The sequence below is a fragment of the Diaphorobacter sp. JS3051 genome (assembly GCF_015832135.1).
Classification (GTDB): domain Bacteria; phylum Pseudomonadota; class Gammaproteobacteria; order Burkholderiales; family Burkholderiaceae_C; genus Diaphorobacter; species Diaphorobacter nitroreducens.
In genome coordinates, this window is record NZ_CP065406.1 from 936524 (window position 1) to 955828 (window position 19305).

23 protein-coding genes are annotated in these 19305 nt (G+C 66.2%); 7 read left to right on the plus strand and 16 right to left on the minus strand.

The genetic code is table 11. The features are described 5' to 3' along the window. The first annotated feature begins 12 nt into the window (after positions 1 to 12). Positions 13 to 744 (plus strand): AzlC family ABC transporter permease, encoded by a 732-nt coding sequence (locus I3K84_RS04450; protein ID WP_054440869.1) that lies wholly within the window; start codon positions 13 to 15, stop codon positions 742 to 744. Beyond that, a complete protein-coding gene (locus I3K84_RS04455) occupies positions 741 to 1055 on the plus strand; it encodes an AzlD domain-containing protein (protein ID WP_054440866.1) in 315 nt (104 codons plus the stop codon). The genes I3K84_RS04450 and I3K84_RS04455 overlap by 4 nt, the downstream gene beginning before the upstream one ends. A gap of 64 nt (positions 1056 to 1119) precedes the next feature. Here the strand turns inward: I3K84_RS04455 and I3K84_RS04460 are convergent, their stop codons facing one another. Genes I3K84_RS04460 through I3K84_RS04470 form a run of 3 tightly spaced genes read right to left on the minus strand, consistent with a single transcriptional unit; the run spans position 1120 to position 3795 of the window. Beyond that, complete coding sequence (locus tag I3K84_RS04460; protein WP_054440864.1) at positions 1120 to 1383, minus strand: EexN family lipoprotein; 264 nt, start codon at positions 1381 to 1383, stop codon at positions 1120 to 1122. Then, the gene (locus I3K84_RS04465; protein WP_054440862.1) at positions 1380 to 2324 is read right to left on the minus strand and encodes a LysR family transcriptional regulator; all 945 of its coding nucleotides are present in this window, start codon (positions 2322 to 2324) and stop codon (positions 1380 to 1382) included. Before I3K84_RS04465 ends, I3K84_RS04460 begins: the two co-directional genes overlap by 4 nt. A gap of 16 nt (positions 2325 to 2340) precedes the next feature. After that, on the minus strand, positions 2341 to 3795 hold the full coding sequence (locus I3K84_RS04470; protein ID WP_054440860.1) for an MFS transporter: 1455 nt from the start codon (positions 3793 to 3795) through the stop codon (positions 2341 to 2343). Positions 3796 to 3892: 97 nt separating this feature from the next. Here I3K84_RS04470 and I3K84_RS04475 point away from each other — a divergent pair, with 97 nt between their 5' ends. After that, positions 3893 to 4693 (plus strand): helix-turn-helix transcriptional regulator, encoded by an 801-nt coding sequence (locus tag I3K84_RS04475; RefSeq protein ID WP_054440858.1) that lies wholly within the window; start codon positions 3893 to 3895, stop codon positions 4691 to 4693. Between the two features lie 109 nt (positions 4694 to 4802). Here the strand turns inward: I3K84_RS04475 and I3K84_RS04480 are convergent, their stop codons facing one another. After that, positions 4803 to 5996 (minus strand): MFS transporter, encoded by a 1194-nt coding sequence (locus I3K84_RS04480; protein WP_054440856.1) that lies wholly within the window; start codon positions 5994 to 5996, stop codon positions 4803 to 4805. Positions 5997 to 5999: 3 nt separating this feature from the next. Next, a complete protein-coding gene (locus I3K84_RS04485; RefSeq protein ID WP_054440853.1) occupies positions 6000 to 6698 on the minus strand; it encodes a type 1 glutamine amidotransferase domain-containing protein in 699 nt (232 codons plus the stop codon). Positions 6699 to 6847: 149 nt separating this feature from the next. On the opposite strand from I3K84_RS04485, the gene I3K84_RS04490 reads away from it, so the two are divergent. Continuing rightward, a complete protein-coding gene (locus tag I3K84_RS04490; RefSeq protein ID WP_054441669.1) occupies positions 6848 to 7756 on the plus strand; it encodes a LysR family transcriptional regulator in 909 nt (302 codons plus the stop codon). A 196-nt stretch (positions 7757 to 7952) separates the two neighbouring features. Here I3K84_RS04490 and I3K84_RS04495 read toward each other — a convergent pair whose 3' ends face one another. After that, the gene (locus I3K84_RS04495; RefSeq protein WP_229637868.1) at positions 7953 to 9152 is read right to left on the minus strand and encodes an MFS transporter; all 1200 of its coding nucleotides are present in this window, start codon (positions 9150 to 9152) and stop codon (positions 7953 to 7955) included. Positions 9153 to 9308: 156 nt separating this feature from the next. On the opposite strand from I3K84_RS04495, the gene I3K84_RS04500 reads away from it, so the two are divergent. Beyond that, positions 9309 to 9755, plus strand: coding sequence for a helix-turn-helix domain-containing protein (locus tag I3K84_RS04500; protein WP_033938336.1), 447 nt, complete (start codon positions 9309 to 9311; stop codon positions 9753 to 9755). A gap of 34 nt (positions 9756 to 9789) precedes the next feature. On the opposite strand, the gene I3K84_RS04505 is transcribed toward I3K84_RS04500, so the two are convergent. After that, on the minus strand, positions 9790 to 10470 hold the full coding sequence (locus I3K84_RS04505) for a glutathione S-transferase family protein (protein ID WP_054441668.1): 681 nt from the start codon (positions 10468 to 10470) through the stop codon (positions 9790 to 9792). A gap of 15 nt (positions 10471 to 10485) precedes the next feature. Continuing rightward, positions 10486 to 10902: a DoxX family protein gene (locus tag I3K84_RS04510; RefSeq protein WP_054441666.1), complete on the minus strand. Its 417-nt coding sequence runs from the start codon at positions 10900 to 10902 to the stop codon at positions 10486 to 10488. Between the two features lie 78 nt (positions 10903 to 10980). On the opposite strand from I3K84_RS04510, the gene I3K84_RS04515 reads away from it, so the two are divergent. Together I3K84_RS04515 and I3K84_RS04520 are read left to right on the plus strand one after the other, a co-directional pair. Continuing rightward, on the plus strand, positions 10981 to 11862 hold the full coding sequence (locus I3K84_RS04515) for a LysR family transcriptional regulator (RefSeq protein ID WP_054441664.1): 882 nt from the start codon (positions 10981 to 10983) through the stop codon (positions 11860 to 11862). 89 nt (positions 11863 to 11951) lie between these two features. After that, entirely contained in the window at positions 11952 to 12347 is a 396-nt protein-coding gene (locus tag I3K84_RS04520) for a LysR substrate-binding domain-containing protein (protein ID WP_082402904.1), read from the plus strand. 17 nt (positions 12348 to 12364) lie between these two features. Here I3K84_RS04520 and I3K84_RS04525 read toward each other — a convergent pair whose 3' ends face one another. From I3K84_RS04525 to I3K84_RS04560, 8 genes are all read right to left on the minus strand, one after another. Further along, the gene (locus I3K84_RS04525; RefSeq protein WP_196995591.1) at positions 12365 to 14359 is read right to left on the minus strand and encodes a relaxase/mobilization nuclease and DUF3363 domain-containing protein; all 1995 of its coding nucleotides are present in this window, start codon (positions 14357 to 14359) and stop codon (positions 12365 to 12367) included. Between the two features lie 448 nt (positions 14360 to 14807). Further along, entirely contained in the window at positions 14808 to 15395 is a 588-nt protein-coding gene (locus tag I3K84_RS04530; RefSeq protein ID WP_196995592.1) for a S26 family signal peptidase, read from the minus strand. Continuing rightward, positions 15392 to 15949: a DUF2840 domain-containing protein gene (locus I3K84_RS04535; protein WP_054441656.1), complete on the minus strand. Its 558-nt coding sequence runs from the start codon at positions 15947 to 15949 to the stop codon at positions 15392 to 15394. The genes I3K84_RS04530 and I3K84_RS04535 overlap by 4 nt, the downstream gene beginning before the upstream one ends. Then, on the minus strand, positions 15946 to 16233 hold the full coding sequence (locus I3K84_RS04540) for a hypothetical protein (RefSeq protein WP_054441671.1): 288 nt from the start codon (positions 16231 to 16233) through the stop codon (positions 15946 to 15948). The genes I3K84_RS04535 and I3K84_RS04540 overlap by 4 nt, the downstream gene beginning before the upstream one ends. Beyond that, positions 16230 to 16868 carry a ParA family partition ATPase gene (gene parA, locus I3K84_RS04545; protein ID WP_054441655.1) on the minus strand — a complete coding sequence of 213 codons (639 nt, stop codon included), beginning with the start codon at positions 16866 to 16868 and terminating at the stop codon, positions 16230 to 16232. The genes I3K84_RS04540 and parA overlap by 4 nt, the downstream gene beginning before the upstream one ends. 253 nt (positions 16869 to 17121) lie before the next feature. Continuing rightward, a complete protein-coding gene (locus I3K84_RS04550; protein WP_054441670.1) occupies positions 17122 to 17979 on the minus strand; it encodes a replication initiator protein A in 858 nt (285 codons plus the stop codon). A 26-nt stretch (positions 17980 to 18005) separates the two neighbouring features. Continuing rightward, positions 18006 to 18281: a helix-turn-helix domain-containing protein gene (locus I3K84_RS04555; protein ID WP_004335979.1), complete on the minus strand. Its 276-nt coding sequence runs from the start codon at positions 18279 to 18281 to the stop codon at positions 18006 to 18008. 112 nt (positions 18282 to 18393) lie between these two features. Then, complete coding sequence (locus I3K84_RS04560) at positions 18394 to 19164, minus strand: DUF2285 domain-containing protein (protein WP_043154556.1); 771 nt, start codon at positions 19162 to 19164, stop codon at positions 18394 to 18396. Positions 19165 to 19305 lie beyond the last annotated feature (141 nt).

Below are 19305 nucleotides of genomic sequence, written 5' to 3' on the forward strand. Positions count from 1 at the left end.
ACCAGGCAGACGATGGACGATTCGGCCGCACCGCATACACCGCCCCTGCGCGCATCGCAGCGAAGGCAACAATTTTTCCAAGGCGTCGTGGAGATGCTGCCGCTTTGCCTGGCCGTGGTGCCGTGGGGCCTGTTGGCCGGCTCGATGGCCATCCAGTCCGGCCTGAGCGTGTGGCAGAGCGTCGGCATGTCCGCCATCGTCTTCGCCGGCGCCGCGCAACTGGTCACGCTGGGTTTGCTGGTGTCGGGCGCCAATGTCCTGACGATCGTGATCTCGGTGTTCCTGATTACGTCCCAGCACTTCATCTATGCCCTGTCGTTGCGCGGCTTCGTCTCCCGCCTGCAAGCGCGTTACCGGCTTCCGATCGGCTTCCTGCTGACCGATGAACTGTTCGCCCTGAGCAGCACGAAAGACAGCACGCGCGAGCTATCCGTCAGCTACCTGCTGGGCGCGGGCCTAGCCTTCTACCTCGGCTGGGTGGCGTTCAGCGTCGCGGGCATCGTCATGGCGTCGTCCATTCCCGACCTGGATCGTTACCACCTCGATTTCTCCATCATCGCCACCTTCGCCACCATCGTCGTGCCGATGGTCAAGGACAAGAGCACATTGTCGGGCGTCGCCGTGTCGCTGCTGCTGTCCATGCTGCTTGTCTACGGCCATGTCGAGGGCGGCATCGTGATCGCGGGACTGTGTGGCATGGCGTTCTCCGTCGCGGTGGCCCGGATGACGCAGGTGCGGCCATGAGCTGGACGCTGCTGCTGGCGCTTGCCGCCATCGTGTTCGCCAATCGCTACGTGTTCCTTGAACCGCGGCTGCCCGTGCGGATTCCGAAACTGCTGCATGACGCCCTGAAATACTCGGCCCCGTGCCTGCTGACGGCCATCTGCGGCCCCATCATCCTGATGGACAACGGCGCGCTCCGCTCGTTTCCCGACAACCCCTACCTGTGGGGCAGCCTGTGCGCGGTCGTCATCGCCTTCTTCGTCAGGCAAATGGTCGTTGCGGTTCTAGCGAGCTTGCTGGTGTTCTACGTGCTTGTCTTCGTGCTCGGTTGAACCGCGTCCTGGGCGCGTGAGAGACGCAGCAAGCCAAGCTAAGAGTTCTCGCAGCGCCGAAACTTCAGAACTTCGGTGGCGTCTCCGATGGCGTGTAGGGTGTCTTGCCATCGCCATAGAACCGCTTGCGCGTGGCCTCGGCCACCCGGTTGCAGAGCACGTCTCCCAGCGTCGCACGGTCGGTCTTGCATTGCTGGCGCAGTTCCTTCAACCGCGCTGGATCGGCGGCCAGCTCGTCCACGGTCGGCACGTTGGCCGGCTTGGGCGTCTCGGATTGGCCGCAGGCCGTGAGCGCGGTGATCAATAGCAGTGGTGCAATGCGTTTCATGGCGGGGTGTACTCCTGCGGATCAGGTTCAGGTGGCGGCGCGGGCCTCGCGCCTTCAGGCAGGTCGATGGCCGGCACCCGTTCGATGAAGCGGGCGAGCGTTTCCGAAGGCTCGCCTTCCGGGCGCAGCAGGTAGGTCGTCAGCAGGGGCGAGCGTCCAGCCAGGGGCCGGGCCACCACACCAGATTCCTGGCTTGCCGCGATATGTGGCGCACCGGCCAGGCCCAGGGCGAAGCCGGCTGATACGACCACCATCATCAGCTCGAACGAGGCGACGCGCTCGGCGATCAGGGGTTCCCGGTCGGCATGGCGCAGCAACCGATCGACCTGGCGCGCATGCCCCTCGCACGCCTGCGGATCGCATAGCACCAGCGGAAACTGCAGCACTTCATCCAGCGGAATCCGCTTGTGCTTGAGCAGATGATGGCGCGCCGGGACGGCCACCATCAGCGGATCGTTCCAGACTGCTTCGGCGGTGATGCCTTCACCGACCTCATCCGACTGTGCAAAGCCCACGTCGTACAGGTCGTCTTGCAGTCCTTTGATCTGCTGCGCCAGCGGTACTTGGAACAGCCGAATATCGACCTCGGGCTCCTCCTGTCTGCACATCGCCAACAAGGCCGGCAACCGTGACGGCGTGATGCCATCGGACAGTGCAATGCGCAACTGTCCGTGGAAACCATTGGCCGCCGCCTTCACGCTGTCGCGTGCCTGCTGCAAGGCCGAGAACACGCGCGGCACATGCTCCAGAAACAGCTTGCCCGCTCGCGTCAGGCGCGTGCTGCGGCTGGTGCGGACGAACAACTGTTCGCCCAGGTCTTCTTCCAGTTCCTTGATGGTGCGCGATAGGGGCGACTGCTCCATGTGTAGCTTTTCCGCCGCGCGTGCGAAGTGGAGTTCTTCGGCAACAGCCAGGAAGCAACGAAGATGCCGGAGTTCCATCGCGCACCTTCCCCTGTCAGCCTGCCGACCGCTGTGTTCTTGCCAGCATCAGCAACAGGATGCAGACCAGCAGAGCGGCACCGAGGTTGTAGAGCATTCCGACGACGAAGGCGGAAGCGTATTGGCCTGCTTGCGCCACCGCGTCATCGCCTGCGGCCAGCGCCGCACCGAACAGGATGCCGACCACGGCCACGCCTAGCGCGGCGCCGACCTGCTGCACGGTCGAGATCACGCCCGAAGCCATGCCAGCCTGCGCTTCATCGACAAAGCCCAGCACCAGGTTCAGCAGCGGCGTCATGATGAAGCCTTGGCCGGCACCGACCACGACCAGAACGGGGATCAGCCGCATGGGCACCAGTTCCGCGCCCGCGGCTTGCACCTGGGCGATCAGCAGGCCGATCGAAGCGGCATAGACCAGCGCCCCGCTGACGATGGCGGCGGTTCCCCAGCGGGCAACCAGCCGAGGCGCTGCCAGCGATGCCGCGACGAAGCCCACACTGCACGGTGCGAAGATGCTGCCCGCCACGAAGGGATCGAGGCCCAGCCCCGTCTGCACCAGCAGCGCGAAACACAAGAAGAAGGAACTGGACGTGGAATAGACCAGCAGCACCAGCACCGCGCCCAGCGCGAAACGGCGCTGCGCCAGCAGGCGCATGTCCACCAGCGGCAAGCCACCGGCAATCCGCCGCTGCTCCTGCTGCCGGTAGAACAGCATGAGCAGCGCCGTCGCCACGCCCAGCGACCCCAGGCTCCATGCCGGCCAGTCTTGGCCCGGCCCCTCGATCAGCGGCACTAGCAGCAACGCCAGCCCGGCGCTGACCAGTGCCACGCCCGTCCAGTCCAGCGCCGGGCGCTGCGGCGCGCGCGACTCGGGAACGCACCGTGCGGCGGCGATGGCGAACAGGCCAATCGGTACGTTGATGAGGAAGATGCTGCGCCAGCCCAGCCCAAACAGGTCGGCATGCACCAGCCAGCCGCCCAGCACCTGCCCGGCGATAGCGGCCAGGCCCAGCGTCATGCCCAGTAGGCCGAAGGCACGGCGGCTGTCGTCGCCGTCGAAGTTGACCCGGATGGACGCATAGACCTGCGGGAACAGCAAGGCGGCCGCCAGCCCCTGCAACACCCGCGCGCCGATCAGGAAACCGGCGCTGGGCGCCAGTCCGCACAAGGCCGAGGCGAAGGTGAAGCCCGCCATGCCGACGATGAACAGCCGGCGACGCCCGAACAAGTCGCCCAGCCGGCCGCCGGTAATCAGCAGCACACCGAAGGCCAGCTCATAGCCGGCCACGATGAAACCGATCTGCGCGAAGCTCGCGCCCAGCCCGGCCTGCATGCTGGGGATGGCCACGTTGACCACGAACAGGTCGAAGATCGTGACGAAACCGGCGAGCAACAGCACGGACAAACCGAGCCACGGCGGGCCACTGACGGCGCGCTCGGGCGGCCTCGCAAAGCAGGGATTTGAGTTCATCTTGCGTATCCAGGGTAAAGACGCGATCATTCTCAAATCCTTTTTAAACAATTACAATCTAACTGTTTATGCTATTACTAAAAACAATGAGGTAGCGATGCGAACCCTGGAACGAACGCGCTCCGATCTGGCGGCTTTCCTGCGCGCGCACCGCGAACGCCTGTCGCCGGCCGACGTAGGGTTGCCCAGCGGTGGCCGCCGCCGCACGCCAGGACTGCGGCGCGAGGAAGTCGCCGCGCTCGCTGGTGTCGGCTTGACCTGGTACACATGGCTGGAACAGGGGCGCGATATTGGTGTTTCGGCCACCTTTCTGGACAACCTGGCGCGAGTGCTGAAACTGGATGCCGCCGAGCGGCGACACCTGTTCCTGCTGGCGCACGAGAGGCCACCGGCCGAGCCGGGCAAAACATGGTGCGTGCTGCCGCCGCTGGTGCGGCGCTTGATGCACGACCTGCCGCACCCGGCCTTCGTGCTCAACCTGCGCTGGGACGTACTGGGCTTCAATGCGCCTGCCGATCAGATTTTCGGCTTCGGCGCGCACGCGCCCGAGCGGCGCAATCTGCTCTGGCTGCTGTTCACCGATCCCGCCCTGCACGAGCGCGTGGACGCCTGGGAAGAACAAGCTCCGCTGATGCTGTCCAGCTTCCGACGCGACTTTGCCCGCGCCACGCAGGAAGCGGACATTCACGAACTGGTGGACGAACTGGAACGGGTTTCGCCCGAGTTCAAGACATGGTGGCGGCAGCACGACGTTCATGCGGCCTGCAATGGCGTTCGCAAGCTGCTGATCGACGGCAAGCCCGAGCCGTTCGAGCACACCTCGCTGACCGTCGATGAAGACCGGCACCTGCGGCTGGTGGTGTATGCGCGCCAGGAGACTGCCGCGCATAGCCCGTAGTCGGAACCGTGACGACTGCTCGATGTGCAACGCTTCGGGGACGCGGGCGAAGTGCGGTTCTTCAACCACGACCAGAAAAGAGCGTAGATGCCGAAGCGCCATGCTGCACCTACCCTTGAAGCCCTGCGCCGACGAAAGCCGGACGCCGCATCTGCCACAACATCCAGACGATCCCCAACCCCACGGCAACGGCACCGACCCATGCCGTGCTGGTCAGCCCCATCGCCTCCAGGCTCGCCCCGCCCAGCAGCGAACCCAGCGCGATGCCGCCATTGAAGCCGGCGATGTTCAGGCCAGCGGCCACCGCCGGCGCTTGCGGCGCGTGGATGTGCGACAACCCGATCCCCCGCGCCTGCAAGGCCGGCACCGCCGCATAGGTCAGCGCACCCAGCAGGCCCGTCAGCAACACCATCAATGGCAACGACGGCGCCGATGCCCAGATCGCCAACAGCACCATGGCCAGGCCGGCCAGTACGGTCATCACGGCCGCATCTGCGCCCCTGCGGTCGGTCAGCCGCCCGCCCCAGATGTTGCCGATGGCTGCCATCACACCGTAGCCCAGCATCAACAGGCTGCTAGTACTTTCGCTGACGTTCGTCACTTGCAGCAGAATGGGCGAAATGTAGGTGTAGAGCGCGAACGACCCGGCATAGGCCAGCACTGTGATGCCGGCCCCGGCCAGCAGGCGCGGATTGAACATGGCTTGCAGGCCATCCATCGCGTTGGCCTGCGCCGAGGCATCGTCCCGATCCGTGGGCATCAGGGCCAGCAGGCCCAGGAAGCCAATCGCGCCGCTGGCGGCGACGGCCATGAAGATGACCTGCCAGCTCAACACGCTGCCCAGGTAGGTGCCGAGCGGCACGCCCAGCGCCAGGGCCAGCGTCAAGCCGCCGAACACCACCGCCACCGCCGCACCGGCCCGATGCCGCCCCGCCAGTTGCGTGGCGACGCTGGAGGCCACGGCCAGAAACACGCCATGCCCAAGCCCCGAGGCGAAGCGGGCAATCAGCATGGGCGTCAGCGCATCGGACAGGCTGACCACCGCGTTGCCCAGCGTGAACAACCCCATCGCCACCAGCAGCAGGCGCTTGCGCGGCCAGCGCGTGGCCAGCGCCGTCAGACCCGGCGCACCGATCACTGCTCCTAGCGCGTAGGCCGTGACTGCCGTACCGACCTGGCTGACGCTGGCATGCAGGTCAGCGGAAATGGTGGACACCAGGCCAATGGTGACGAACTCGGTGAAGCCCAGGGCGAACGCGCAGAGCGCGAACACGTAGATGACGAAAGGCATGCGCTGGTTCATGGTTCAGGCCCGTCCTGCCGATGCCAGCAGCGGCAACATCGCTTCGCCCACGCCCTTGGCCGAAGCAGGGTTCTGGCCCGTTACCAGCCGTTCGCTCACGACCACCTGCGCCTGGAAGTTCGGCGCAGGCACATGCCGGGCGCCGCGCGCCTGCAAGGCATCGGCCAGCAGGAACGGCACTGTGCCGTACAGGCCAACTGCGCGTTCCTCGTCATTGGTGAAAGCCGATACGTTCTTGCCCGCGACCAGATAGCGGCCATCTGACAGCTTGACGTTCACCAGCCCGGCCGGGCCGTGGCACACCGCCGCGACCACGCCGCCGCGCTCGTAGATGCGTGCGGCAATCGCGGCCAGCTCGGTGCTGTCGGGGAAGTCCCACATCGTCGCGTGGCCGCCGGCATAGAAGACTGCGGCATAGGCGTCGGCATCGACCTGGGACGGTGCCAGTGTGGTGTCGGTGGCGCCACGCAGCGTTGCATCGTTCCAGAACGCGGCATTGACCGGATCGTCCAGATCAAGGCCGTCAACATGCGTCTTGCCGCCCTTGGGGCTGACGAAATCCACGGCGTAGCCGGCATCCGCGAGTACCCGGTGTGGATGCGTGACCTCGGAGAGATAGAAGCCGCTGGGCGCCGCGTCGGCGGCGTCAACCGGCCCCTTACGGTCGTGGCTGGTGAGGACGAAAAGAATGCGCTGGCTCATCGAGAACTCCTGTCGGGCTGCGCTGCGGGGCGCACCTCCAAAGGGAGCATGGCGACGGCAGCATGGGGGACAAAGAGTGTCAGTCTCGCGGATTCGGTATATCCTTTAAATGACCAAAATAGACAAACACTTTCCACGAAATGACCTAAATGGCTCTGCGCAACCTCGATGACCTGGCGGTGTTCGTGCACGTGGTGGAGCGCCAGAGCTTTTCCGCCGCCGCACGCGACCTGCACCTCGCGCCCAAGACGGTCAGCAAGCAGATCGCCCGGCTGGAACAGGCGCTGGGCACCACGCTGTTCGAGCGCAACACCCGCAACCTGCGCATCACCGGCGAAGGCCGCGCCATCGCCGAGCGCGCACGGGTCGCGCTCGGCGTGCTGGAAGAAGTGCAGGAACTGGCGAGCGGCGCCAGCCAGGAGCTGAGCGGCACCATTCGCCTGACCGCGCCCACGCCGTTCGGCCGCAAGTTCGTGGCACCGGCGATCCACGACTTCTGCCGCCTGCATCCCAGGGTCGGCTTCGACCTGCGCCTGTCCGATCAGGTGCAGGATCTGTATAGCGGCGACCTGGACATGGCGATCCGCATGGGCGAGCTGGCCGATTCGCGCTTGGTGGCGCGGCGCGTGGCCGACAACCGGCGCATCCTGGCGGCATCTCCCGCCTACCTGAAAGCGCATGGACAACCCGCGCAGCCGGAAGAACTGGAGCGGCACAACTGCCTGGTGTTCGCCTACCCGGGCCTGCTGCAAAACACCTGGCCGCTGCGCAAGGGCCGCCGGGAGAAGCCTGTCGCGGTCAGCGGTACGCTGTGCAGCGACAACGGCGACGTGCTGCATGCCTGGTGCCTGGCCGGACTGGGCATCTCGCTGCGCGAGACCTGGGACATTCACGAGGAACTGCGCGACGGGCAGCTGGTACGTGTGTTGCCGGACTGGGAAGCCACGCCCTCGAAGATCAGCATCGTGCGGGCACGGCGCGAACCGGTGCCGCGCCGGCTGACGGCGTTCAGCGATTTCCTGCTGGAACGCTGGCAGAACGCGCCGTGGGATCGCTGACTCGGCATACTGCCGATAGAGTTGCGCCCACGGTTCACGGTCGCTTTGTGCGACGCCCCTGAAGGTGACGGCGTCCGCGCTTTGATGCGTGGTGTTCGCGTTCATGCGGTGTCCGTCCATCTGGCCGCCAACAACCGCCTGGGTTGTCGTGCCAAGGGAATGTTCCTGCCGCTCGTCCATGATGAGCATCTCCCGTTCAGCGCTGACGGGCGATCGTCGCCGTGCGTTGCAAAGTCATCGCCCAGAACAGCAACGCCAGCAGGCTGACCGCCGCGCCCAGCGCACAGACGCCCTGCCAACCGGCATGCGCATAGGTCACGGTGGTGCCGATCGCACCCTGCCCACTGCCGACCGCATAGAACAGCATGTAGAGGCCGACCAGCCGGCTGTGCGCCTCGGGCCGGGTGCGGAAGATCAGGCTCTGATTGGTGACATGCAGCGCCTGGCAGCCCAGATCGAGCAGCACGATGCCGATCACCAGCGCCCACAGCGACCATTCCATCAGCGACAGCGGCCACCACGCCAGCAGCAGCACCGCAAGCGCCGCCGCGCTGGTGCGTTGGGCATGTCCCCGATCGGCCCATTGCCCGGCACGCGCAGCGGCCAAAGCGCCCACCACGCCGACCAGGCCAAACGCACCGATGACAGTGTGCGAAAAGTCGTAGGGCGGCGCGCTCAACGGCAGCACCAGCGCGCTCCAGAAGATGTTGAACGCCGCGAACAGCAGCAGCGCCAGCATGCCGCGCACCTGCAACACCTTTTCTTCCCGCAGCAGTGTCAGCATCGAGGCGATCAGGCGGAGGTAAGGCATCGGATTCGGTGCCGGAGGCAAGGCAGGCAGTCGCCGCCACAGCGGTAGCGCGATCACCAGCATCAGCACGGCGGCGCAGAAGTACACGCCGCGCCAGCCCGCCAGATCGCTGACACCGCCAGCGAACACTCGCGCGAGCAGCAGGCCGATGAACACGCCGCTCTGTGCCGCTCCCACAACGCGGCCTTGTTCACGGGGAGCAGCGGCGCTGGCCGCGTAGGCGATCAGCCCCTGTGTCATCGCCGTTCCCAGCAGGCCCACGGCAAGCATGCCTGCCAGCAGGATTGGCGCAGACGGCGCCATGCCGACCATCACCAGTGCCGCCACCAGCGCCAGTAGTTGCACCGCCATCAGGCGGCGGCGCTCAACGCGATCGCCCAGCGGCACCAGCAACAACAAGGCCACGGCGCATCCGACCTGCGTGGCTGTCACCACGCCACCCACGGCTGCATGGCTGATACCGAAATCGCGGGCCAGCGCATCGAGCAGGGGCTGCGCGTAGTACACGTTCGCCACGCTCAGGCCACTGGCAGCGGCAAACAGCAGTACCAGGCCGCGTGGCATATCGGCAGTTCGGGTTGGCATCGTCTCCAGAGGGGCCGGCACCATCGAAACGTGGGATGACTTCATGATCCATCGCCCATTCAATCTAGTTTCAAAATAAAACTGTTTGAATGTTAGATCAAGTGGTTTTAAAATGCAACCATTAGCCTTATCCCTGTCAGCCAGCCAGGAGATTTCATGCCAACCCGCAAACCTATGAACGACGCACCTTGTCCTGTTGCGCGCTCCGTCGATCTGATAGGGGATCGCTGGTCGTTGCTCATCGTGCGCGATGCCTTCGACGGCATGCGCCGCTTCGGCGACTTCCAGCGCAGCCTGGGCGTCGCTCGCAACATCCTCTCCGACCGCCTGCGCAAGCTGGTCGATGCCGGCGTCCTTGAAACGCAGGCGGCCTCGGATGGCACCGCCTACCAGGAGTACGTGCTGACAGCCAAAGGGGAAAACCTGTTCCCCATCGTGGTGGCGTTGCGGCAATGGGGCGAACAACATCTGTTCGAGCGTGGCGAGCGGCATTCGGTGCTGATCGACACGCGCACCGGCAAGCCGATTCCGCGCATGGCACCCACGGCGAGGGATGGCTCCGTGCTGGAACCGGCCACGACCGAAGTACGGAAGGTCACATAGGGCAATCGGTTGTTGTCCGTTCTTCATTGCCCCTTCAATCCTTCACCATCCTGCGCGACAAGGCCGATTCCCGCCTGCGCAGGAAGTCCCGCAGCAGCGCCGGGTAGTCTGGATGCGCGGCCTCGCGCACCGACGCGCGGCCGGCCAGCGCAGCACGCCAGGCCGTGGTCTTGGGCAAGCCGTCGAAGAAGCGGAAATCCCCCAGGCCATCGAACACGTCGAAGTAGCGAAACACCGGCCCGAACACCGCATCCACCAGACTGAACGCTTCCCCCGCGAACCAGGCGCCGTTGCCGGTGCGAATGGCCAGCGCAGCCTCGACCTGCGCCAGCCGCGCACGGAGCTGATCGGCTTGCGCGTCCAGCGCTGCATCGTCCTTGGCGTTGTAGAACGCGGCGATGGTGTTGAGCAGCGATGAACCGAACTCCATCCAGGCGCGATGGCGGGCACGGCTCAGCGCATCCTCGGGATGCAGGCGCGGCATCAGAGTGTCATCCAGGTACTCGCAGATCACGGCCGACTCGAAGATCGGCGCATCACCGACCAGCAGCACCGGCGTCTTGCCCAGCGGCGAGCAGGCCAGGAACCAGTCTGGCTTGTGTGCCAGATCGACATCGCGGCGCTCGAAGGGCACGCCCTTTTCCTTGAGCACGATCACCGCGCGCTGCACATACGGGCACAGCACATGGCTGACCAGGGTGAGTGGGTGGCTCATCGCGCGATCTCCCGCTCAAGCTGCCGGCACGAAGCGATGGCTGCGCCGCAGCGCATGTGCGCCGTCGCCCAGCAACCACAGCGCCACCGAGGCCGCGACCAGGAACACCGGGTACTCCCAGCCGCCGCCGGCATTGGTATGCGCCCAGCCATTGGGCACATGCACCCAGGCCGCCACGGCCATGACCGGCACCAGTGCCAGCGCGATCTGGCGCGCATAGAAGCCCAGCAACAACGCGATGCCGCCCAGCAGCTCCACGGCGAACACCGGATAGGCCAGCCAGCCTGGAATGCCGACGCTGCCGAAATACTGCGCCGTACCCGGCAGGGTGAAGACGAACCATTTGAGCAACGCGTGCGCCACCCACATGACGCCCAGGCTGATGCGCAGCAAGGCAATGCCATAGGCCGAAGAAGATGGCGTGATTGCCATGAAACCTCCAATTTACGAATGAATGGTCTCAATCGTATGATTGCGGTGACGCAATAAAAATAGGCAGGCAGGAAAGAAGTGATTGCAAAAACGCAATACAAACTGGGCGCAGGCGACCTGGAAATCGTCCTGGCCCTGGTGCGTGCCGGCAACCTGGCCGGTGCGGGCGAACGGCTGGGCGTCGATGCCTCGACCGTCTTCCGCTCGATCCGTCGCATCGAGCGTGGCTTGGGGCAAAGGCTGTTCGAGCGGTCACGCGCGGGCTACTTGCCGTCGGAGCAGGCGCAGGTGCTGGCCGAACATGCCGAGCAGGTGGAGTCGCGGCTGGAACAGGCGCGCTCCGCCGTGCAGCTCACGCCCGAGCAAGTGTCGGGCACGGTGCGCATCACCACCACCGACACCATCCTGCACGGGCTGATCGCGCCAGCGCTGCGCACACTCGCTACCCGCCATCCCTTGCTGGACTATGAGCTACATACCGGCAATGAGTTGACCAGCCTGACGCGGCGCGAGGCTGACATTGCGGTGCGCGCCACCAAGAAACCGCCGCAGCACCTGGTCGGCAAGCACATCGGCCCGATCCGGGTGGCGCTGTACGCCAGCAAGGGCAGCGGCATCCGGCGCTACCAGGATGTTGAAGCCGGCAAGGCCGCCTGGATCGCGCCCGACGATGCGCTGCCGGAACACCCCTCGGTGCTCTGGCGCAAGCGCCATCATCCCAAGGCAGTGCCGCGCTACCGCGTCAACAGCATCCTGACGGTGATGGAACTGGTGGCCGCCGGTATGGGTGTCGGCGTGCTGCCGGTATTCCTGGCGCAGCCGCGCAAGGACTTGATCGCGCTGACCGACATCCTCGACGAATGCCAGACTGAACTGTGGCTGCTTACGCACCCCGAGTCTCGGCATCTGCGGCGGGTGTCTACGGTGTTCCGGCATCTGGGGGAGCACTTGAACCTTTGACTGCCAGGGTGCTTGCCAGCGGGTCGATTTCATCTGCACGGCTAAAGCGATCAAAACCGCCCGGAAAGCAGATACCCCGCATCAGGTACATGCGCCGCCAAACCCAGGGTTTTGAGTATCTGATACCGGAAACAGTGGAAGACCTGCAGCATCACGAATGCCTATCGTTCAGCCCGACAGCCTTGTCCTATTGGCTTGGCACTGGTGAGGACGTGCGTCGTCGATCAGTGTCGGGAAGATTGCAGATAAACAACGGCCAGGCACTCCGCATTGCTGCACTCAATGGCATGGGCATCGTCTTGCAATCCACCCTTCTGTTGGAAGAGGACATTCAAGCTGGCCGTTTGATTCAATTGTTTCCCGAGCAAGGTCTGCCGAGCCGACCGATGAGCGTTGTTTACCTTCCTGACCGCTACCATTCGACCAAGCTACGTAGTTTTGTGGCGTTTCTCATGGAGCACTTCCCGCCAATGGCCCGCGTGTAGTGCCTGCACCTAACAACTCAGCTTATTGAGAGATTGCGCTGCCGCCCGATTTCCCATGACACTCCACCGCCGCGCACCGTCGCTGCAAGCTGCTGCCCCAGCCGCTGTTCAATCACCGGACGCCACGGCACAAGCGAGAAGCCCATGCCGTCGTCCAGCATCGCGTACCGCCCGCTGGCGAGCATGACCGAGCGCCGGTAGATGCCGGCTACGCGCTGTCCGTCCGCCACTGGGCGATGTGACAGTCCGGTTTCGGCGGCAATGTCCTTTCCAACTTGCGCCAGCTCCCGGTTGCGCAGCGTCGCCAGCAGGTTGCGGGCGAGGATCACGCGCTGGCCGCGCCGCTGGGCCAAGCCCTGTTCTTCAAGGAAATCGGCGCGCTGCTGCATCGCCTGCTTGGTCTCGCTGCCAAAGCCCAGGTCGCCCAGCCCCTTGCCGCCGCCGATCAACTGCTGATCCAGCCAGGTCGCGCCGATCACCCGCGCCTGTCGCTCGATCGGCAGGTGCGATTTCAGCTCCACGGCCACGCCACCGAGGCGCTGTGCGTCGTTCTGGCGGCCACGTTCGGCCAGGTCGTCCGGCACCTTCCATAGTCCATCAGCCACACGTTCCACGATGCCGGCCCGGCGCAGGGCTTCCAGTCGGCGGACATGGGCCGCGACGACCTCCTGCGGGTCGCGGCCGGGCTTGGCTCGGCCTTGCTCGATCGCCAGGTGATGATCGGCGCGGTACAGGCCATCGCTCGCCAGCGCGACGATGTTCTTGTCGGCCGCCCGCACCTCGTTGGAACCGCGTACCTCCACCACGGCTCCGGTGGGATAGTTCGCCAGCTCGTCGCGGGCGTTCAACGCGACGTAGTGGGCCTTGCCGTCCACCCCGTCGATGACCAGATAGCCGCCGTCGTGCAGCTCGTCGGCCAGCCCCTTGCCAGCCACGCGACCGACGATGCTGCGGCCGCTTCCATCTGCATTTTGGCCCGGCTCGAACACCGCCAGCTCGCGCGGCTGACCGCTCATGGCACGTTGCATCGTTCGGATGATGTCGCCACGCTCGCCCAATGCGCGCAAGGTCTTCTCCGCATCGGCATGGACGGCCCAGGTGCCGGGCTGCGTATCGTCGGCCAGGCCCAGGCGCTGCAAGCGTTGCAGGCGGCCGATCAGCAGCAGGCGCTGGCGTTGCAGCCGGGGTTCGTTGAAGCGTTCGATCTGCACCCGGCCATCCTCGCCGGCCTCGCGTTGCAGGGTGCGGTCGAGGCTCGTCCAGCGCTCCTGTTCCACCTCGCGCTGCAAGGTCTGCTGGATCTCCAGTTCGGTGCGCGGCCCCAGCCATTCGGTCGCCAGTTCGGCGGCGCGATGGCGGAAGCCGTGGGCGATGTAGTCGCCGGCGATGATGAGGTCTTTGCCGGTGTCGTCACGTCCGAGCACGATCAGGTGGGTGTGCGGGTTATCGGTGTTCCAGTGATCGACCGCCACCCAATCCAGCCGCGTGCCCAGGTCGGCTTCCATGCGGTCCACCAGATGCCGGGTGTAGGTGCGCAAGTCGTCCAGTTCCGCGCCGTCTTCGGGCGAGACGATGAAGCGGAAATGGTGCCGGTCGTCGGCGCAGCGTTCCTTGAAAGCGTCCAGGTCGGCTTCGTCCGTCTGCGCCCCATAGGCCCGCCCCGGTTCGCCATCCCGGCCCGCGCCGTCGCGCTCGATGTAGCGCAGATGCTTGGCGAGCGATTGCGGGCTGGCATTGCGCTGATTGACCAGCAGGGTCTTGATGGTCACGCGCCGCGACATGGGCGTCAGCTTCACCCCGGCGAAACGCGCCGCCGTATGGCCGCGCCCCAGGCGCGAGCCGGGCCGCTGGCCGGTGCCGGCCGCCCCAGGACTGCGCACCGCTGACTTGCCGCTGCTGGCTTTGCCGGCCTGCTTGAGCACCCTGGAAACGAAGCTCTGCCCCTGGCCCTTGCCCCGGTTCTTCGGGGCGCTGGGGCGCACCCGGAAATCGTCGTCGCGGCGGTCGGTCATGGCTGCGCTCCTTGCAAGCTCTGGCGTGTCCTGTCGTGCGAAGCACGCGGACATGCCTGCATTGGCGCGACCTTCGCGCCCCACGCGGCACGGCGGCGGAGCCGCTGCGTGCCGCGCCACCCCCATGTGCAGACAGGCTCTCGACGCGGCCTGGTGCCGCGTCCTTTTGTCTTGCCTTCCGCCTTTGCCCTTCGCTGTCGCTCCGGGCGTCGGCGGCCCGGCGGCGCTGCGCTGCTTGCAACCCGCCCGCCGGCGAACGCGCCAATGGCTGCAGGCCGGGCGCGTTCGAGGCAAGACGCCTGCACGTTGGACGGCTGCGCCGGATGTTGCGCGAGGCGCGGCGCGGATGCGCCCGCGCTGCACGCGCGACGACACGGCGGCAGCCACCGGAACGACATGCCCGATGGCACGATGAGATGCACGGCAACGTGCAGCGAATCGGCGGCCATCATGGGCGTGTTTCCAGCCAGACCGGATACGCGACGCCGATCACGGCGGATGCGCTGACCGGCCCGAAATACCGGCTGTCGAACGATGCCGGATTCGTCACGCTCAACAGGAGCAGCTCGCCCGGGTCGAGGCGTCGGCAAAGCTGCAAGGACGGCAGCGGCCGGCCCAGCCGGTCGGCAGGCAACGCGGCGGCCACCGGCACGCCGTCGATGCGTACCTGACCGGCGACGATGCAAACGTGTTGCGGTGCGACTGCGCCCACACGTTTGAGCAGCGGAATGCGCGTCGGCAGGTAGCCGCGCTGCGCAGCCAGTGCGGCGGCCTCGGCCGGCAGCGGCACCAGCACGATGCTGTCCACGGACAACGGACGTGACAGCGAGGCGGTGCGCGGGTCGAACGGCTCGATGCGATACCAGCCGACCGCCACGCTGTCGGATGGGTTGTACGTCAGGCGAGGCAGCGGCGACACGAGAGCCGCCCAGGCCAGCGCAGCGAGGCCGCAGGCGGTCAGGCCCGCCAGCACGATGCGAGCGCGCAGGCGCGAGCGAGGACGTGGCGCGGGGCCGGTCGTAGAAATGCTGGTCATGGGAATGTCCTTCCGGCCAGCCAAGCGGCGTGCCGTTCGATGCTGTATTCGGGCAGCGGCAGGCGCGCCGCTAGCCGGTTGCTCAGCGTGCGCCAGTACGCAGGCGAGACGGCAGACGGGGCGATGCCCAGCGCCTCGATGGCGTCGATGCGTTCCAGCACGGCGCGCACGCTGGCGTCACCCTCGGCGTGCAGCAGCAGGCGCGCACCGGGCCGCACGCCGGGGATGCGCTGCAAGGCATCCAGCGGCGTGGCGGCTTGCATCACCATCAACTGCCAGCGGATCGTGCCGTAGTCATTGGCCTGCCAGCGGATGCGGCAGAACATCGCGCCTGGCAGGAACTCCGCACAGCGCCGCCAGCGGTCGAGCCGAAGCGTGCGCGCCGGTTCGCCGAAGCGCAGGTAGAGCTTGAATCGCGGTTCGATGTAGGCCAGCGATACGCGCGTCAGCGGCACGTTGCCGGCCTGGCCGGCGAGTACCGCGAGCGACGGCGCAGCCGCAGGCGATGCGGCAGCCGTGGCCGTGTTCGCGGCGGGTGCAGCGGATGCGTTCATAGCGTGTTCTCCGTGCGGTTCTCGGGAAATTCCCGCTCTAGCAAAGCGCGCAGCAGTTCGGCCACCGTCACGCCCCGCGTGAAGGCCGACACCTTGATGCGCGCCCGCATGGCGGGCGTCACGTCGAGCGTCAGGCGGGCTGTGTAGAGGTCGCCCTTGTTGAGCGCATCGGCGTCGCCCTGGCGAATCCATGCCTCGGCATGCGGATTCGCGGGCGGACGTGCGCCGATACCGACGCGCTTGGCCGTGCGTTTGCTGTTATGTGGTGGTGGCTTCGCTGTCATGTCGGCCACCGCAACAGTTCATCGACCAGCGCCGTGATTTCGCGCGCGGCAGCGCTGTCCGGTGCCGTCTCGCGGGCCAGCCGGCCAGCGGCCACGCTGTCGGCGAAGACGATGCGCTGGCGAACCTCGGCGCGTAGCGCCGGCAGCGGCTGCTCGGCCAGCGATTGCCGCGCCTCCCTGCCAATGATCGTCGTGCTGATGCGCCGGTTGATGACGAAGGCTGCGCGCAGCGCAGGCCGGAACACCTGCGCCTCGCGGATCAGCGCCACCATCTCGGCGCTGGCCCACACGTCATAGGGGCTGGGCTGCACCGGGATCAGAACACGCTCGGCCGCCAGGAGCGCAGAGCGCGCCAAGGCGGCAATCCTGGGTGGCCCATCAATGACGACGTGATCGGCCCGCCTGGCAAGTTCTGGCGCTTCCTGATGCAGCGTTTCGCGGGCCAGGCCCACGGTGCTGAACAGCCGTGGCAAGCCTTGCTGGCTTCTGCGCTGCGTCCAATCCAGTGATGAGCCCTGCGGATCGGCATCGAACAGGACAACATGCTGGCCGCGCAGCGCCAATTCGCCCGCGATGTGGGTGGCGAGCGTGGTCTTACCGACACCGCCTTTCTGGTTGAGCAGAGCGAGAATCATGGTGCGGCCCTCCGTGTTGGAAAGCCGGTCTTTCGCTTCTGCATTTCGTGCCGTTTGGTGGTTGTCCACCGAAACGGCGCTTCTCTACTAAAAGTTAGAGAATTTAAGTTAGGAATGTTAGAGGGCGGCAAAACCCAATGGTGGCAAGGGTTTGCGGCCGATTTTGTTGCCTGATAGCACGAGGATTTGTTGCCTGATAGCACGAGCCTCCTGTTGCCTGATAGCACGAGTGAATTAACAGGTTTTCCCGCAGTTATCCCCGTGCCGTGGGCGGCACGGGCCGGAAGGTCAGCAGCTCGGTTTTCTCGCCGGGCATCCGCTCGATGCCCAGGACGTAGCCGGGCAACGATTGCCGCGCCACCAGGGCGCGCAGGTCGGCGGCGAAGTCGTAGAAACGCGCCACGCTGCCCGACTTGCGGTACAGATGCTGGAAATCGAATTGCCAGCCGTGCTCCTGCCGGCCGCCATGCTTGCGCACCAGGCGGTACAGCCAGCGTTCGATGCCGCCCGTGAGCCGGAAGTACGTCGGGTCGATGGTCAGCACCAGGGCCGCGTCCACCACGCCCGCGTAGAACCAGTCCGGCAGGATCAGCTCGATGCCCAGCGGCGTGCCGCTGGCATCGGCCAATTCCTTCCACTCGTTGATCCACGAAAAACGGTGCAGCCGCCTTCCCGTGGTTTCGCGGATGGACGTGGCCACTGTGGTCGATTGCAGCCGGTCGAGGGCGGCTTTCAGGCGCTGGTAGTCGCGCAAGCTTGTGCCACGCCCGATGAAGCGCAGGATTTCGTAGGGGCGCACCTGCATCAGCCGCGAGGTCGGGATGCCCGCATCGCGGGCTTCCACGATCTGGCTGGCGGCCCAGATCAGGATGTCGGCATCCCAGATCGTCGCGATGCCGTGTTCCTGCGTCCCTTCCACGCGGATGGTGATGCCGCCCGCCCGGAAGTCGATCGGCGCGGTGCGCCGCGACTTGGCGAGCGAGAAGAACGGAAAGGCCATCAAGTCCTGGCTGTCGCGCGGCGCCATGTCGCCCGGCAGCGCGCGGAACAGGTCGAGCTGTTCGCGCTGCTGCGCTGGTCGCTGCCGCAGGGGCAGCGATGGGCTGGACATGGCGATGGCCACCGGCGAGCCAGAGATCAGCGGCCGTCACGATAGTCGCCCGCATGCCGCTCGGCGTATTCCGGGTCGGAAGTCGCCGCGTAGCTGCGCGCATCGGCCCAGGCGTCGAGGTCGCTCACGGCATACATGACGCGGCGGCCGAACTTGCGGAACTTCGGCCCGCCACCGATCACGCGCTGTTTCTCCAGCGTGCGCGGCGACAGGCGCAGGTAGTCGGCGGCTTCGTCGTTGGTGAGATAGCGTTGGGGCTGCGCGGGCGCAGCGGCGGCAGGCCGCAAGGGAGCAGGTCGCATGGGAAGTACCTCCATCAAGCCCGGCCACACCACGCGGCCGGATAGAGGCACTTTCAAGAAAGCGAGGCTTCTTGCTAAGGGACGAATTGCAGGGACTGCAAAACGTCCCCCCTTACTGCGATACAACTGGCGGGAGCTGCGCCAGGCTGCGATAGCCGCCGCGCATCAGCGCCTCGCCACGGCGCACCAGCCTCCGCACGCGGGCACGCAAAGCACTGTCTTTGTGCCAGTCGGCCGCGACGGCATCTGCGCCGAACAACCCTTCGGCCACTTCGCGCAAGGATGCACCTGCCAGGGTCGCGTCGAGGGCCTGCAAGGTATGCAGTTCCAGCACCGCGGCCGGCATGGGTCGGGAACGAGCCGCTGCCGCCGGTGCAGCAACCGTGGCGGCGGCCAAGGCATCCAGTTCGGCCGCCAGCGTGCGATAGCGCGCGCAGGGCGTGGCGCAGGCGCGGGTGGCGTAGAGGTAGGCCATGCCATCCTCCAGGCCCGGCCCGAGGGCGAGCCGCAGGCAGCAGCCGGGCCAGTGCGACACCAGCACCAGGCGCTTGCCGTCGTGGATCAGTTGCTTGCGGCCAGGCACGCGCCAGAACTCGAAGGCGTAGGCATCGGGCGGCGGATCTGCATCGGGGTAGAGCTGCACCACGGCATCGTGATCGGGGAACCAGGCCGGATGCGCGTCACGCGCATCCAGGGTGGGATCTTCCAGCAGGCGCAGGCCCCACGCCTGCGCCGCGTCCGGCCGGCGGCGACGGCGCAGCCAGTCGCGGCGGTAGTCGGGATTCCTTCGCAGGTACTCCCAGGCCAGCGCGGGGCCGTCCAGGTGCAGGATGTAGAGATAAGCCGCTGTCGGATACCAGTGTTCGGCGCTTCGATCAGTCATGGCGAGACCTCCCTGTGCTTGGGGTGCGTCGCCACGGATTCCGTCGTGCGGGAGCTATCGAAACGCCATCAGGTCGTCATCAAAAAAGATTAAGCTGTAACTGTCGGTGTCAAGACCGTTTGGCTCCGGCGTGTTGCGGAA

Excerpts from the sequence above, each read along its gene's own strand:
- I3K84_RS04450 (WP_054440869.1), top strand. The coding sequence starts at position 13 with ATGGACGATTCGGCCGCACCGCATACACCGCCCCTGCGCGCATCGCAG.
- I3K84_RS04455 (WP_054440866.1), top strand. The coding sequence starts at position 741 with ATGAGCTGGACGCTGCTGCTGGCGCTTGCCGCCATCGTGTTCGCCAAT.
- I3K84_RS04460 (WP_054440864.1), bottom strand. The coding sequence starts at position 1,383 with ATGAAACGCATTGCACCACTGCTATTGATCACCGCGCTCACGGCCTGC.
- I3K84_RS04465 (WP_054440862.1), bottom strand. The coding sequence starts at position 2,324 with ATGGAACTCCGGCATCTTCGTTGCTTCCTGGCTGTTGCCGAAGAACTC.
- I3K84_RS04470 (WP_054440860.1), bottom strand. The coding sequence starts at position 3,795 with ATGAACTCAAATCCCTGCTTTGCGAGGCCGCCCGAGCGCGCCGTCAGT.
- I3K84_RS04475 (WP_054440858.1), top strand. The coding sequence starts at position 3,893 with ATGCGAACCCTGGAACGAACGCGCTCCGATCTGGCGGCTTTCCTGCGC.
- I3K84_RS04480 (WP_054440856.1), bottom strand. The coding sequence starts at position 5,996 with ATGAACCAGCGCATGCCTTTCGTCATCTACGTGTTCGCGCTCTGCGCG.
- I3K84_RS04485 (WP_054440853.1), bottom strand. The coding sequence starts at position 6,698 with ATGAGCCAGCGCATTCTTTTCGTCCTCACCAGCCACGACCGTAAGGGG.
- I3K84_RS04490 (WP_054441669.1), top strand. The coding sequence starts at position 6,848 with ATGGCTCTGCGCAACCTCGATGACCTGGCGGTGTTCGTGCACGTGGTG.
- I3K84_RS04495 (WP_229637868.1), bottom strand. The coding sequence starts at position 9,152 with ATGCCAACCCGAACTGCCGATATGCCACGCGGCCTGGTACTGCTGTTT.
- I3K84_RS04500 (WP_033938336.1), top strand. The coding sequence starts at position 9,309 with ATGCCAACCCGCAAACCTATGAACGACGCACCTTGTCCTGTTGCGCGC.
- I3K84_RS04505 (WP_054441668.1), bottom strand. The coding sequence starts at position 10,470 with ATGAGCCACCCACTCACCCTGGTCAGCCATGTGCTGTGCCCGTATGTG.
- I3K84_RS04510 (WP_054441666.1), bottom strand. The coding sequence starts at position 10,902 with ATGGCAATCACGCCATCTTCTTCGGCCTATGGCATTGCCTTGCTGCGC.
- I3K84_RS04520 (WP_082402904.1), top strand. The coding sequence starts at position 11,952 with ATGCGCCGCCAAACCCAGGGTTTTGAGTATCTGATACCGGAAACAGTG.
- I3K84_RS04525 (WP_196995591.1), bottom strand. The coding sequence starts at position 14,359 with ATGACCGACCGCCGCGACGACGATTTCCGGGTGCGCCCCAGCGCCCCG.
- I3K84_RS04530 (WP_196995592.1), bottom strand. The coding sequence starts at position 15,395 with ATGACCAGCATTTCTACGACCGGCCCCGCGCCACGTCCTCGCTCGCGC.
- I3K84_RS04535 (WP_054441656.1), bottom strand. The coding sequence starts at position 15,949 with ATGAACGCATCCGCTGCACCCGCCGCGAACACGGCCACGGCTGCCGCA.
- I3K84_RS04540 (WP_054441671.1), bottom strand. The coding sequence starts at position 16,233 with ATGACAGCGAAGCCACCACCACATAACAGCAAACGCACGGCCAAGCGC.
- parA (WP_054441655.1), bottom strand. The coding sequence starts at position 16,868 with ATGATTCTCGCTCTGCTCAACCAGAAAGGCGGTGTCGGTAAGACCACG.
- I3K84_RS04550 (WP_054441670.1), bottom strand. The coding sequence starts at position 17,979 with ATGTCCAGCCCATCGCTGCCCCTGCGGCAGCGACCAGCGCAGCAGCGC.
- I3K84_RS04555 (WP_004335979.1), bottom strand. The coding sequence starts at position 18,281 with ATGCGACCTGCTCCCTTGCGGCCTGCCGCCGCTGCGCCCGCGCAGCCC.
- I3K84_RS04560 (WP_043154556.1), bottom strand. The coding sequence starts at position 19,164 with ATGACTGATCGAAGCGCCGAACACTGGTATCCGACAGCGGCTTATCTC.